This window comes from Gorillibacterium sp. CAU 1737 (genome assembly GCF_039888655.1).
GTDB lineage: Bacteria > Bacillota > Bacilli > Paenibacillales > NBRC-103111 > Gorillibacterium.
On the sequence record NZ_JBDQQO010000001.1, the window covers coordinates 386,053 to 398,691 of the forward strand.

At 55.2% G+C, this 12,639-nt stretch carries 8 protein-coding genes; 5 read left to right on the forward strand and 3 right to left on the reverse strand.

Going from position 1 to position 12,639, the window contains the following annotated elements:
• The first annotated feature begins 19 nt into the window (after positions 1-19).
• Both AAFN83_RS01815 and AAFN83_RS01820 read left to right on the forward strand, forming a co-directional pair.
• Entirely contained in the window at positions 20-5,293 is a 5,274-nt protein-coding gene (locus AAFN83_RS01815) for an S-layer homology domain-containing protein (RefSeq protein WP_347766641.1), read from the forward strand.
• 245 nt (positions 5,294-5,538) lie between these two features.
• Positions 5,539-8,841, forward strand: coding sequence for a chitinase N-terminal domain-containing protein (locus tag AAFN83_RS01820; protein WP_347766642.1), 3,303 nt, complete (start codon positions 5,539-5,541; stop codon positions 8,839-8,841).
• A 184-nt stretch (positions 8,842-9,025) separates the two neighbouring features.
• Here the strand turns inward: AAFN83_RS01820 and pepF are convergent, their stop codons facing one another.
• Positions 9,026-10,816, reverse strand: a complete 1,791-nt coding sequence (pepF, locus tag AAFN83_RS01825) for an oligoendopeptidase F (RefSeq protein WP_481810462.1) — start codon at positions 10,814-10,816, stop codon at positions 9,026-9,028.
• 13 nt (positions 10,817-10,829) lie between these two features.
• Between pepF and AAFN83_RS01830 the strand changes: the two genes are divergently transcribed.
• Positions 10,830-10,982: a hypothetical protein gene (locus AAFN83_RS01830; RefSeq protein WP_347767387.1), complete on the forward strand. Its 153-nt coding sequence runs from the start codon at positions 10,830-10,832 to the stop codon at positions 10,980-10,982.
• Positions 10,983-11,149: 167 nt separating this feature from the next.
• Here the strand turns inward: AAFN83_RS01830 and AAFN83_RS01835 are convergent, their stop codons facing one another.
• Positions 11,150-11,335, reverse strand: a complete 186-nt coding sequence (locus tag AAFN83_RS01835) for a hypothetical protein (protein WP_347766643.1) — start codon at positions 11,333-11,335, stop codon at positions 11,150-11,152.
• 35 nt (positions 11,336-11,370) lie between these two features.
• Complete coding sequence (locus tag AAFN83_RS01840; protein ID WP_347766644.1) at positions 11,371-11,604, reverse strand: hypothetical protein; 234 nt, start codon at positions 11,602-11,604, stop codon at positions 11,371-11,373.
• Positions 11,605-11,825: 221 nt separating this feature from the next.
• Here AAFN83_RS01840 and AAFN83_RS01845 point away from each other — a divergent pair, with 221 nt between their 5' ends.
• Both AAFN83_RS01845 and AAFN83_RS01850 read left to right on the forward strand, forming a co-directional pair.
• On the forward strand, positions 11,826-12,023 hold the full coding sequence (locus AAFN83_RS01845) for a cold shock domain-containing protein (protein WP_347766645.1): 198 nt from the start codon (positions 11,826-11,828) through the stop codon (positions 12,021-12,023).
• A 210-nt stretch (positions 12,024-12,233) separates the two neighbouring features.
• Positions 12,234-12,461, forward strand: coding sequence for a DUF1858 domain-containing protein (locus tag AAFN83_RS01850; protein WP_347766646.1), 228 nt, complete (start codon positions 12,234-12,236; stop codon positions 12,459-12,461).
• Positions 12,462-12,639: the final 178 nt, after the last annotated feature.

A 12,639-nucleotide genomic window follows, 5' to 3' on the forward strand; every position in this document is an offset into this window, starting at 1 on the left:
TTTACAACGCATGTTGGCGGTGGCACTGTCCGCTGTCATGGTGCTGAGCAGCGCTCCGGCCCCAGCCAAGGCGGCAGGGAACAACTCCACTTGGCAGCAGGTAGCCGGTGATGTGCTGAGCAGCGCAGCTCAAGCTACCTCTCTGTATGTGGTCAACGGTGTACCCTATGTATCAGCCGCCAGCGCCAGCAAGGTTCAGGCTTGGAAGGGAAATGGCTCAGGTTGGACGTCCTTGTTGGACCAGTCCACCACCGCACCAACCAACACCTCCTTGTTTTTAAATGAAGCTGGCAAGCCCTATGTGGCTTACAGCAATTCAGCAACCGCAGGCTACACGAAGGTGATGAAATTTACTTCAGGCACATCTTGGACTTCATTGGATGCTCCTGTCCCCGCAAATGATACGCCACCTCTCAAAGCATCCTCCATCTCCTTGACCATCGATGAAGACGGAACCCCCTATCTGGCGGCCAATCAAACCAGCATGTCCGGTCGTGTCTCGGTAACCAAATACAAGAACTCTGCCTGGGAGTATGTGGGCAGCAAGTCGATAGCGGGAGAGCAAGCTTTTTCCGCATCCATGGATCTCTACCAAAGCACTCCCTATGTGGCCTACTGTGTCAATGACAGTTTCGCCTATGGCGCTTACGTAACCATGAAGAAGTATGACGGAACTCAGTGGAATACAGTAGGCAACGCCCAAATCTCTACCAAGTCGTCGTCGTATTTGTCTGGTGCCTATGTAGCCATGAAGATTTCAAGCAACGGTACTCCTTATGTCGCCTTTGCGGATCCAGGCACCGGCAATCGCCTGATGGTGAAGAAGCTCAGCGGGTCAAACTGGATAACCGTTGGCAGCGATTACCTCACCGCCGGGGAAGCTTCCTCCATATCCCTGTATGTGGATGGCGAAACGCCCTACGTGGCTTATAAGGACGGAACTGCCGCCTCAACGGCCGGCGTTACGGTGAAAGGATTTAACTCGCAAAGCAACGGCTGGATAACCTTAGGCAATTCGGAAATCGCCCAAAGCAGTAACGCGAAAGGCATTTCCCTGTTTGTGGAAAGCGGAATACCCTATGTATCCTATTCCACCAATTCCGCTGTTAAAGTGATGAAATACGCAGAACCGCCAAAGCAGCTGGTCACCATCACTCCTGGCAATGCCTCTGTCGTTTACGCCGGCACGACCATTGACCTTTCCTCCGTATCCGGTTTGTTTACGGTAACGAACGGTGCAGGTGCGAGAACCTATTCCCTTGAAGCTGCATCCTCCGAGGGCAGCGGCGAGGGACAACTCAACAACGGGACTTCCCTCAGCGTCACCAAGGCGGGGATCTTCCGAATCGGTCTAGTGACAGCGGAATCATCAACCCATACCGCAGGCAGCAAGGCCATCGCCACCCTGACGGTAGGGAAGGGAACGCAGATCGCCCCAAGCGGACTTAGTGCGGGATATGCTTCCTCCTCCACTGCTAGCGACGGCAAAATCACCGGGCTGACGAATGGCAGGGAGTATGAATACAAGCTGACCGGAGGGCCCGCCTATACCAAAGTAACCGCAAGTGCAAGCGGCGAAATTCCTGACTTGCCGGTGGGAACCTATGTGGTGCGCCTTCCCGAAACTTCCCTATACAACGCAAGCGCGGACTCAACCGAGATCATGGTTGTGGATGCCGCTTCTCTGACCTATTCCGCTACGGTTAACACGGCTAGCTACACCTATCCAGCGGCAACGGCGAATTATGCGCAGCAAGCGGAGCAGCAATTCACCCTTACCAACACGGGAACCGGTACCCTTACCGGCCTGTCCGTCTCTCTTTCTAACGCTGACTTTACCATCACGTCGATGGTGTTTGTGACCCAGCTTGCGCCAAATGGACAGGCGACCATCCGTGTGCGCCCGCAGACGGGTCTCGCAGCCGGAACCCATACCGGTACGCTGACCTTCACAGGAGCTGACGGGATTTCCCTGACGGTGGATTTGTCCTTCACGGTAAATAAGATCCAGACCTACAACTCCCTCATCCCCGGAGCCTCTTCTTCCTACAATTCCATATACAATGGTACTGCCTGGGAGCTCGTTCACTGGTTTAAATTTGGTGCGAGTGACGGCAAACGAGTCTATACCCTTGAAGAAGGAACGACTGGCCAGGGGTTCTTCCGTGGCTCACAACTTACCTTTACCAGTGTGGGAACCTTTGTAGTCGGCTTGGTAACCGAAGAAACCGATATCTATGCGCAAACCCCCAAGATTCTCTTCACTATAAACGTGTCAAAGGGAACCATTCCCACACCAACTATTGGCGCAGTGAATGCTTCCGCTGGCAGCAGTGACGGGAAAATCACGGGGCTGATCGCCAACAAAGAATGTGAATACAAACTTGTAGGCGAAAGCAGCTATACCACAGTGACCACCAATGCAAACGGGCAGATCACCGGACTTCCTGCAGGAACCTATGTGGTGCGTTATCCCGACAACGACCTGCACACCGCAAGCTCGGACTCCAACTCGGCTACCATTGGAGAGGATGCCTTGGCCTACTCCGCTGCCGTGAACCCGTCCAGCCACACCTTTGCGGCTGCCGGGTATGGGTATGGTCCGCAGCAGGAGCAGCCATTCACGATCACCAACACCGGAACCAGCACCATCACCAACCTATCGGCTTCCCTCATCAATGGGGAACGTTTTACCATCAGCACGCCGCTGTCTGCAGCAGAGCTTGCGCCCCATGCAACGGCAACCGTCAGCGTACAGCCCAATTCCGGGCTTTCCGTCGGAACCCACACCGGTACGCTGGCCATTACGGGAGCAGACGGGATATCCCTGATGGTGGATTTGTCCTTCGCGGTAAGGAAAGGAGACCAGAATCGCCCGGAAGGTCTCGGTACCGAGAATGCAACGCCCGGAACCAGCGACGGGAAAATCATCCATCTGATACCCGGCACCAAGTATGAGTACAGGCTCAGCTCCGAGAGCGAGTATAGGGAAGGGGTAGCCGATGCAAACGGGCAGATCACCGGCCTTCCCGCAGGCGCCTATTTGGTTCGGTTTGCCGCAACGGACCTGTACAACGCAAGCCCGGACTCCAATTCCGTGACGATCGGAGAGGGTGCTTTGACTTACTCTGCCAGCGTGAACCCGTCCAGCCACTCCTTTACGGCGGCTACGTATGGGTACGGTCCGCAGCAGACGCAGGAGTTCACGATCACCAACACCGGTAATAGCCCTTTGACCGGCCTATCGGCTTCCCTCATCAATGGGGAACGCTTTACCATCAGCACGCCGCTGTCTGCAGCAGAGCTTGCGCCCCATGCAACGGCAATCGTCAGCGTACAGCCCAATTCCGGGCTTTCCGTTGGAACTCACACCGGTACGCTGGCCCTCACAGGAGCTGACGGGATTTCCCTGACGGTAGATTTGTCCTTCACGGTATATAAGAGAGATCAAAATCGCCCGGAAGGACTCGGCGCTGAGCATGCAACGATCGGACACAGCGACGGGAAAATCATCCATCTGGTACCCGGCACCAAGGTTGAGTACAGGCTCAACTCCGAGAGCGCGTATAGGGAAGGGATGGCCGATGCAAACGGGCAGATCACCGGTCTTCCCGCAGGAGCCTATGTGGTGCGCTTTGCCGCAACGGACCTGTACAACGCAAGCCCGGATTCGAATGTCATCGAAATTCGAAATCGGCAAAGCAGTGAAAGCTCTGTTATCGCCGTTACGGCTCCAGCGAATGCAGTCATCAACCAAGACGAGGCTGCCATCACGGCCACGGTTACGAACAGTGTTGTCGACCTGACCGTCCAAGTTACAGTGAGTGCGGGTGCAAGCTGGATGCTGTACAGTGACTCCGCATGTACTCATGAGATCAGCAAGACCCTGCAGTTGAGTGTGGGCTTAAACACGGCCTATCTCAAGGTCATTGCCCAGGACGGCACTTCAACGGTCTATAAAGTGAATATTACCCGCAAGAGCCCTTCCAGCGACGGAGATTCCAACTCCACAGGAGGTTCCACTTCTGCCGGGTCAAGTGACGGTGCTTCTGTTATTGTCAACGGCGAAACCAAAATCGCCGGAACCGCGCAGACCACTACCGACCCGGATGGGAGAACCACCACCACCGTCACCGTCGATTCCGGCAGACTGGAAAGTATCCTCGCTTCTGAGAAGAGCGGCGCTGTTGTTGTGATTCCTGTTGCAGGGAACGCGGATACAGCGGCTGGCGTTCTGACGGGTCAAATGGTTAAGATCATGGAGAATCAGGCTGCGACCCTTGTGGTCAGAACCGATTCAAGCACCTATACGCTGCCTGCCTCCGAAATCAATATCACGGCGGTATCACAGCAGCTCGGTACAAACGTAGACCTTAAGGACATTACGGTGGTCGTCAGGATCGCGGACCCATCCAATCAGATGGCTAGTGCTGTGGAAAAAGCCGCGAAGAACGGTGGTTTTTCCCTGATGCTGCCGTCCGTGGACTATACGGTCACCGGCAGCTACGGCGGACGTACGGTTTCCATCAGCAGCTTTAATGCCTACGTAGAAAGAAGGATTGCGATCCCGGAAGGCATTGATCCTGCAAAGATTACGACCGGAGTTGTGGTGGAACCGAATGGAACGGTCTATCATGTTCCTACTCAGGTTACCGTAATGGACAGCAAATACTACGCAGTCATCAACAGTCTCACCAACAGCACCTATTCCGTCATCTGGAATCCGATTGAATTTACCGACATGAACAACCATTGGGCAAAGGCTTCGGTCAATAACATGGGTTCCCGAAAGGTCGTTACCGGGGTTGGAAATGGCGAGTATGACCCCGATCGAAACATGACACGCGCAGAATTTGCAGCCGTCATGGTTCGGGGACTGGGGCTTGCTCCTGACAAAGGAAGCAGTAGCTTCCGCGATGTTGCTTCTACGGAGTGGTACTGCGGATATATTAAAACAGCTGCAGCCTATGGAATAATAAAGGGCTATTCCGATACGAAATTCGGACCTAACGACACCATTACCCGCGAGCAGGCGATGACGATGATCGCGCGGGCTATGAAGATTACCGGGCTTACTTCCGGACTGGCAAACGGAGAAGGCAGCAAGCTGCTTGAAGCTTATAACGACAGCGCGAACGTGTCGGCTTTTGCTTATGAGAGTATAACCGAGTGTATTAAAACCGGTGTGGTTTCGGGCAGAGGAAGCCATACGCTTGCACCAAAGGCTTATGTGACACGCGCTGAGGTCGCCGCAATGGTAGAGAGGCTGTTGCAAAAATCGAAGTTGATCTAGCGCGGTGACGTCTTCGGCCAAGATGGCATCATGTTGTTTTGCTTGTAGATCGATTTTCATAGAAGGGGTCTGGAGGTCGATTCCAGACCCTTTTCTTTGTCTACTCTTATTTGCTGCGCCCCTTTCCTCTTTTTCCTTCTATTAAAAATATCTAAATTTCCCAAAAACCCCTATATTCTTCCTCCTTTTCAAGATAGGATAGGAGAGGGTAGTGCGATTATCCAATATTTTGAAGGAGGAAGGGTATGAGAGAGCATTCTAGTTGGAAGAAGAAGCTGCTGCACGGTGCATTGGCATTCGCGGTGGCGATGCCGCTGCAGTGGTTTGCCTTGGGGTCTGCGCCTTCGGCGTTCGCCGAGGGACCGGCTGATCCTGCGCCTTACATCGATGCCAAGGTTGTCAACGAGCATGCGGGGCAAAAGATTTTGTTCGACAATACCCATGAGCAGACTGCAGGAGCAGCTGATTGGGTCATCGACGGCGCTTTCTCCGACTTCGGCAATGCGCTGGCCCAGGAAGGCTATTACGTAAAAGAGCTCCGCAAATCGACGCCGATCACGCTGAGCGATCTCACCGATTACGATGTCTTCATCACGGCGGAGTCCAATGTTCCCTACAAAGCCAGCGAGCAAGCGGCCCTGGCCGAGTATGTGGAGAATGGCGGCAGCATCTTCTTCATCTCCGATCACTACAATGCAGATCGCAATAAGAACCGCTGGGATGGCTCTGAGGTCTATAATGGCTTCCGGCGCGGCGCTTGGGACAACCCCGCGAAGGGCATGAACGCCGACGAAGCGAATTCCTCGGCGATGCAGGGAGTTGTGAGCTCCGACTGGCTCGCGGACGAATTCGGCGTGCGCTTCCGCTATAATGCGCTGGGCGACCTGAATGCGACTCAGATCGTCCCGCCGTCGCAGTCCTTTGGCATCACACAGGGCGTCTCCGCCGTGGCCATGCATGCGGGCTCCACGCTGGCGATTCTGGACCCGAGCCGGGCGAAGGGCATCGTCTACCTGCCGAAGACCAGTGAGGCATGGGCTAACGCCGTGGACCAAGGCGTCTATGCTGGCGGCGGCGTGGCGGAAGGGCCTTATGTCGCCATCGCGAAGAAGGGTGCCGGGAAAGCGGCGTTCATCGGCGATTCCTCGCCGGTGGAGGATGCGACGCCGAAGTACCTGCGCGAGGATACGGGGGCCAAGAAGACCACCTACGACGGCTTCAAAGAAGGGAATGACGGGACCCTGTTGGTCAACACGGTCAATTGGCTGGCCAAGCAAGAGAGCTATACGGATTTCACGCAGGTGAACGGCCTGACGCTGGATCAGCCGACGCCGCTCCTCTCCTTCGAGCAGCCGGCGCTGTCCACGGAGCCAAAGTCGGAGCCGTGGGCGGCTCCCGAGGCGGGCTACAAATGGTACGACCGCAGCACCTTCAAGGCGGGCTCGTACGGCGGACCGACGACGACGGCCAATGCTGCATACGGCTTTACGCATCAGGCGGTGCTGCCGAATGCGGTGGATTTCCAAATCCGGGTGACGGCCGATAACCTGCCTGCCGGCACGACCGTCTCCGGCTTCCAGGTCGGCATCTACCAGGTCAGCGGCGGCACCCAGATAGCCAAGATTCAGAACAGCGACGGCACCTGGCCGTCCAGCTATGCCTACAGCTCTTCCTTCAGCCTGACGGCCGACGTGAACGGTCATGCCTATCGGGACCTGACCGTTCGGATCAAGCCGGGTACGACGGCTGCGTCCAATCTGCGGCTACGTCTGAACAGCACCAACCTGAAGACAGAGACGGTGACGCTGGGCAACGTTCCGGCCGAGCCGCTGCCGGCGGAGGAGGATCCGATCCCGGCACTGAGCTCGATCGGGGCAGCGCGGGCAAAGACCGTCGGCTCGTTGGTGACGGTAGAGGGCGTGGTGACGACCGAGCCGGGTATTTTCGGCGGGCAAGCCTTTTACCTGCAGGATGCCACGGGCGGCATTTACGTTTACCAGAGCCAAAGTGGCTTCCATGTCGGCGATACCGTTAAGGTAACGGCACCCACCACGCTGTACAACACCGAGCTGGAGCTGACCAGCCCCGTGCAGATCGCCAAGACCGGAACGGCAGCGCTGCCGCAGCCGATCGGCACGAAGACGATCTCCGAGGCGAACCAAGGACAGCTGCTTAAGCTGGATGGAGTGACGGTAACGGGGATCGTCAGTGCGACGCCCAGCGGCTCGTTTGAATTCGAGGCGGTCGCCGCCGACGGGACGAGCCAGCATGTGCGTGTGGATGCCCGGACGGGGATCACACAGAGCAGCTTCCCCTATCAGGAAGGCCAGAAGCTGAACATCCAGGGAGTGGCCGCCATTTTCAAGGGCGTGTATCAGCTGAAGCCGCGCAACCTGGGGGATTTTACGGTGGCGGAGAGCGAGGCAGCCGTACCGGTGACGACGGCGACGATTTCGCCGGATGCGAACACCGCCGGTTGGCATAATCGGTCGGTCACGATCAAGCTGGCGACAACCGTCGCTGATGGCGCGACCGCCGCGATCCAGTACCAGTTGGACAACGGAGACAAGCAGGTCTATACCGCGCCGGTCGTGCTGAGCGCAGACGGACGGCACACACTGACGTATTATGCCGTTTCCAGCAAGGGAGCGACGGAGGAGCCGCATACCCTGACGCTGAACCTCGATACGACGGCTCCTGCCGTGCAGCTGACCCAATCGGGGCAAGCCGTTGGCGATGTGGACCAGCAGGCTTCGCTGCGCTTTGACCTGACGGCGAGTGACGCCTTGTCGGGCCTGGCGTCCCAACGTCTGCTTCTGGACGGTCAACCGCTCACGAGCGGGCAGAGCCTGCGCGCAGCCGATCTGGGGATCGGCGCGCACACGGTCGGCTACTCCGTGACGGATGCGGCGGGCAATACGGCGGAGCGAAGCTATTCATTCCAGGTAACCGGCAAGGTGCTGGCGACGAGCCAGCCCGGCCAACCGGTCCTGTCTTCGAACAGCGGCCATCAAAATGGATTGAGCGACGGCCAGTACACGGTGACGATGAACCTGTGGTGGGGCAATAACGGCTCGACCTATAAGCTCTATGAGAACGGGGTATTGGTGGATACCCGCACGCTGGCCGACGCTTCTCCGGCTGCGCAGACGGCTGTTTCGTCCTTCCAGGGCAAGCCGAACAGTACCTATGTCTATACCGCCGAGCTGATCAATGCCTACGGGACGACAACCAGCGCTCCCTTGACGGTAACGATCCGCGATGCCGCTCCGGGCAAGTCGGTGCTTTCCCACGATAACTGGGACGACGACGGCGCGTACGAGGTGGCGATGAACCTGTGGTGGGGAACCAATGCCACGGAATACCGGCTGTATGAGAACGGACGATTGATCGATACCCAGGTGCTGACCGCGGCAACGCCGTCGGCTCAGCGGGCCGTGACGGCCATCCGCGACCGGGCTGTTGGGGTGTACGAGTACCGGGCCGAGCTGATCAATGCGGCCGGAGTGACGTCCAGCGACACGATCCGGGTAACGGTCAGCAAGTAACCGATCGAAGATGAAATCGGGTTGACGTCCATTGAGGGCACTGTGCACAAAAACATAAGGGAATCGTGGGATTAGGGATCAGCAAGCGATGAACGCAAAAAAGAAGGAACTAGGCGATAAAAGACCGCTTAGCTCCTTCTTTTGTTTTCGAGTGCACCCATGTTCCTGGGTTGTTCCAAAGCGATTACTTCGTCAATTCCTCCATCTGCTCGATCAGGCTCTTGAAGACATCCATCGCTTGCTTGATCGGCTCCGGCGAGGACATGTCGACACCGGCCTTTTTCAAGATGTTGATGGAATAGTCGCTGCCGCCGCTCTTCAGGAAGCCGAGGTAACGATCGACGGCGGGAGTCCCTTCCTCCAGAATCTGCTTGGAGAAGCTGGTGGCAGCGGAGAAGCCCGTCGCATACTTGTACACATAGAAGCTGGTGTAGAAGTGGGGGATCCGCGCCCATTCCATTTCAATGGCCTGATCCACAGCCATTTCATTCCCATGGTAGAGCTTGTTGAGGTCGTAATAAATCTTGCTCAGGTCCTGAGGAGTGAGCGATTCTCCGGCTTCGCTCTTCTCATGGGTAAGCTTCTCGAACTCGGCGAACATCGTCTGCCGGAAGACCGTCGTCCGGAATTGATCCGCGTAATAGGTCAGCAGGTACATCTTCGCCTTCGGGTCATCCGTCTTCTTAAGCAGATAGTCCATGAGCAGCGCTTCGTTCAGGGTCGAGGCTACTTCTGCAAGGAAGATCGTGTATTGGGCATCGCGGTACTCCTGATTCGTATCGGAGAGATAGGAATGCATCGCATGACCCATTTCGTGAGCGAGCGTGAACATGCTGTTCAGGTTGTTCTTGTGGTTCAGCAGCACGTATGGGTGAGTGCCGTAAGCTCCCCAGCTGTAAGCGCCGCTGCGCTTGCCTTCATTCTCGTAGATGTCGATCCAGCGGGTATCAAAGCCGTCCTTCAGCACCTTCAAGTAATCCTCGCCAAGGGGTTGAAGGGCTTCGGTCACCATCTTCTTCGCTTCTTCGTAGTCGATGTCCCATTTAAATTCCTCAACAAGCGGAGCGAACAAGTCATACATATGCAGTTCGTCAACCTTAAGCAGCTTGGCCCGCAGCTTCATGTAGCGATGGAGAAGAGGCAGCGCCTCATGGATCGTGTCGATCAGGTTCGTATAGACGTCCGTCGGGATGTTGTCTCCATACAAGGACATTTCCAGCACGGATGGATACTTCCGGGCCTTGGCATAGAACATGTTCTTAGCGATATTGGAGCTGAGCGTGGCGCCGAGGGTGTTCTTCAGCTTGCCGTACGTATCGTACATCGCTTCAAAGGCAGCTTTCCGAACCGCCTGGTTGTCGCTCTCCAGGAATTGAATGTAGTTGCCGTGCGTAAGCTCAACCTCGTCGCCGTCCTCATCCTTGACCTTCGGGAACTTCAAATCGGCGTTGTTCAGCAGGTTGAAAATTTTGTTCGGGGCTTGGGTCACGTTGCCGGCTTGCGCGAGCAGCGACTCCATCTCCTTGGAGAGAACGTGGGCCTTTTGCCGAATCATTTCGTCTAAGGTATGCTTGTAGCGAGCGAGCTCGGGAGCTTTCACAAGCGCCTGCAGAGCCTCGTCCGAGAGGCCGAGAATTTCTGGAGTAATGAAGGAAAGGGCTTCTCCAACCTCGACGCTCAGCTTTTGGGCTTTGTCCAAAAGGGCCTGTGGGCCTGATTCGGCCGTATCGCCGTGATGAAGCATGCTGGAATAGACATAGAGGCGTTCCGTATGTAAGGAAATTTCATCTTCGAGCTCAAAGCATTCTTTTACCTTAACGGGGTCCTTGAGGGTACCTTGATAAGGGGCAATCTTGCCCAGCAGCGTCTTCACCTCTTGGTACTCTTTGTCCCAAGCTGCTTGATCGGCGACCAGGTCTTCCAGTTTCCACGTGTTCTCCACTGCTACGTTTTTGCGTTTCACTGTCTGTTTCACAGGATCCCTCCTCATGGTTGGTGCTGTGTCGCTGCTGGAGGCCAGGTTCTGGGAGAGGGCAAGCGCGAGAGGCTGCCCGTTCGCAGCGAACAAGGCTGTGGCAAGGACAGCGCACAGCATAGATGAATATGAGTACATCGATCAATCCTCCGGCATCAGCGTGTGAGAGGAGTCTTTCCTAAATAGAAGAGACTCGAGCTCACTGCTAGTGTGTCCCTGACTGCTGGGAAGCATTACCGGAGGGCACTTCTTCATGATACCAGAAAAGACCAGGAGCGTAAAAAGACGAAAAGCCGCCCACCGCGGGGGTGTCCATCATCGAGTGGTTCTCCGCTAGAAGTGGACTCCCTGGGTGAGCAAGTAGACCAGGAAAGCGAAAGCGAGGATCATCATGACGATGGCCGTAATGGCGAGATAGCGCCTCATCGGCATTGCAATCCGATTTCTGGACAAGATCACAACACCTGCAAAGCAAAAGCAGGAGATGATGAAGGCGACGGTCGTGCCAGTCTCATTCAAGGGGGATCACCTCATTTCCAAGGGGCAGGCGTAGTTTAGATTTCTTTAAACTTGAGGAGGAGGGCTTCGTATTCCTCATCCGTTCCGTCAAACCGATCGCGGCTGAACCGATTTCCCACCCAGTTCATGAGGGCCGGACGGCTGAGAAAGGTGTGACATTCTTCTCCCCATTGATCGGAGATCTCGCGGACGATCAAGCTCTTGCCATTTTCCTCAACCGTGAGCATGTTCCATTTGTCCTTCTTATAGATCAAGTGTTTTTGTAGCACGGGGCATGTCTCCATTCTTTGTGGCATGGGAATCTTTGACGATTCCTCGCTTGAATGATACCCGAAGCCTGTCCGAAACGCAATCCGCTGGACCCTGGGAGTTTGCATGCTGATTACAAGAAATTATCCGGCATTTCGTTGGTTTTGCTTGTAACAGGTGGGGGCTGATGGTATAATGAGTTCATTCGCCAAGAATGGCGGAATCTTAGGAGGTTGTTAGTTTGAAAGGTATCGTGAAATGGTTTAACGCAGAAAAAGGTTACGGTTTCCTTCAAGTTGAAGGCGGCGAAGACGTATTCGTTCACTTCTCGGCTATCCAAGGCGACGGTTTCAAGACCCTCGACGAAGGCCAAGAAGTTGAATTCGAAATTACGCAAGGCAACCGTGGTCCTCAAGCAGCTAACGTCATCAAATTGTAAGATCACCTCTTATCAATTTATGTGCTAGCGTATTTAGCGGTATCCCGATGGGATACCGCTTTTTATATTTATCGGGTCGTTGCTCCGTGGCTCCTCATTCCTGGGCATTCCTGTGCTGTTCCTTGTGAGTACAGTCACAGAGTAAGGAGAAGCTTGCGTGCTACTCTAGATTGAGAATATTTCTCGTTATAAGGGAGGCGACGCTGCGCTATGGAACGATACGTCCAGATGAAAGAGAGCATTTACGACTTGGCGGGAAGGCATCCCGAAGCGATTGAAATTATGGTGGAGCTGGGGTTCCGTGATATTGCCAAACCGGGGATGCTTCAAACGGCGGGGAGGTTCATGACGCTGGAGAAGGGAATTCGCCTTAAAAAGAAGGATGCGGAAGAGGTCAAAGACGCTTTTCGGCAAAGGGGATTCCAAATTATGGAGTGACAAACATCACATAGAATAGCAGTGTTTTTCGCAGCCGGCGGACAATTGGTCCCCGGCTTTTTTTGATTTTAACCTCTGAAATGCGGAGGGAAAAATATCCTTGACAACATCTGGGTTATGAAATATCGTTAAAAACATTAATTCCGATAAGATTAATCGACTAACTGATTAGCGGTCG

What these genes read in the sequence shown, in the direction of transcription:
- AAFN83_RS01850 (WP_347766646.1), top strand. Translation starts at nt 12,234, where the DNA reads ATGGAACGATACGTCCAGATGAAAGAGAGCATTTACGACTTGGCGGGA.
- AAFN83_RS01830 (WP_347767387.1), top strand. Translation starts at nt 10,830, where the DNA reads ATGGTTGGTGCTGTGTCGCTGCTGGAGGCCAGGTTCTGGGAGAGGGCA.
- AAFN83_RS01820 (WP_347766642.1), top strand. Translation starts at nt 5,539, where the DNA reads ATGAGAGAGCATTCTAGTTGGAAGAAGAAGCTGCTGCACGGTGCATTG.